Here is a 1,235-nt window from a genome sequence, read left to right as displayed (position 1 = left end):
TGATCTGCCTCCGGTAAACGCCCTCGAATCGGCTTAGAGTTTTCCGCGCCATTTTCCTGGCTGGGAGAGGAGCGGAAGCGATGAAGGCATCGCAATTTTCGGACGCGCAGAAGGCGTTCATCATCAAGCAGGGCGAAGACGGCATGTCGGTGGCGGAGATCTGCCGGAAGGCTGGGATCAGCCAAGCGACCTACTTCAACTGGAAGAAGAAGTATTCCGGCATGATGCCGTCGGACATGAAGCGGCTGCGCGAGCTGGAGCAAGAGAACACGCGGCTGAAGAAGATCGTGGCGGACCTCAGCCTCGACAAGGAGATGCTGCAGGACATCGTCCGGCGAAAAATCTGAGGCCTGGCCGGAAGAGAACGCTGGTCGATGTGATGCGATCGGACTGGGCAATCTCGATCCGCCGTGCCTGTGCGGCGATCCTGTTCGACCCGAAGACCTACCGATACAAGTCACGTCGGCCCGACCAGGCCGCTCTGGAGCAGCGGATGAGGGAGATTTGTCAGGCCCGCGTGCGTTTCGGCTATCGGCGCGTGCATGTCCTGCTCAAGCGGGAGGGGTGGCCGATCAACCAGAAGAAGACATATCGGATTTACAGGGAGTTGGGCATGCAGCTCAGGAACAAGACGCCCAAGCGACGTGTGAAGGCAAAGCTGCGCGAGGATCGCGCCGAAGCCGTCGGCCCGAATGACGTGTGGGCCATGGACTTCGTGCACGACCAGTTGGCGACCGGCCGCAAGATGCGGGTTCTGACCGTGGTCGACACGTTCTCGCGCTACTCGCCCGTGCTCGATCCACGGTTCAGCTATCGGGGCGAAGATGTGGTTGCCACGCTGGAGCGTGTCTGCTCACGCACTGGATATCCGAAGACGATCCGAGTGGATCAGGGATCGGAGTTCATCTCCCGTGACCTCGATCTGTGGGCCTATCAGCGTGGCGTGACGCTCGACTTCTCAAGGCCGGGCAAGCCGACCGACAATGCCTTCATCGAGGCATTCAACGGCCGGCTGCGGGCGGAATGCCTAAGCGCCCACTGGTTCCTGAGCCTTGCGGACGCGGCGGAAAAGTTGGAGGCTTGGCGTAGAGACTACAATGAGCAGCGGCCACACGGCGCGATCGGGAACAAGGTCCCGGCCGCGCTCATGAAATCGGCACACGCAACCAGCCCGTGTTGCCAATGAAGGCCGGAAAACTCTAGCCCTTGCCGAGGGCGCATCGGGGAGCAGCCCA

General features: G+C 61.2%; 1 protein-coding gene. It reads left to right on the top strand.

What is annotated here, in order from left to right:
* Positions 1-80: 80 nt before the first annotated feature.
* Positions 81-1,186 (top strand): IS3 family transposase gene (locus C7441_RS23685; protein ID WP_109614979.1). Its coding sequence is split into 2 segments (ribosomal slippage): positions 81-342 and positions 342-1,186, totalling 1,107 coding nucleotides; the frame shifts between segments, so codons are not numbered across the junction.
* The last annotated feature ends 49 nt before the right edge of the window (positions 1,187-1,235 follow it).

It is taken from the genome of Pseudaminobacter salicylatoxidans (genome assembly GCF_003148475.1).
GTDB classification, from domain to species: domain Bacteria; phylum Pseudomonadota; class Alphaproteobacteria; order Rhizobiales; family Rhizobiaceae; genus Pseudaminobacter; species Pseudaminobacter salicylatoxidans.
The sequence above is the reverse complement of the archived record's forward strand: the minus strand, read 5'-3'. Positions and strand labels throughout refer to the sequence as shown.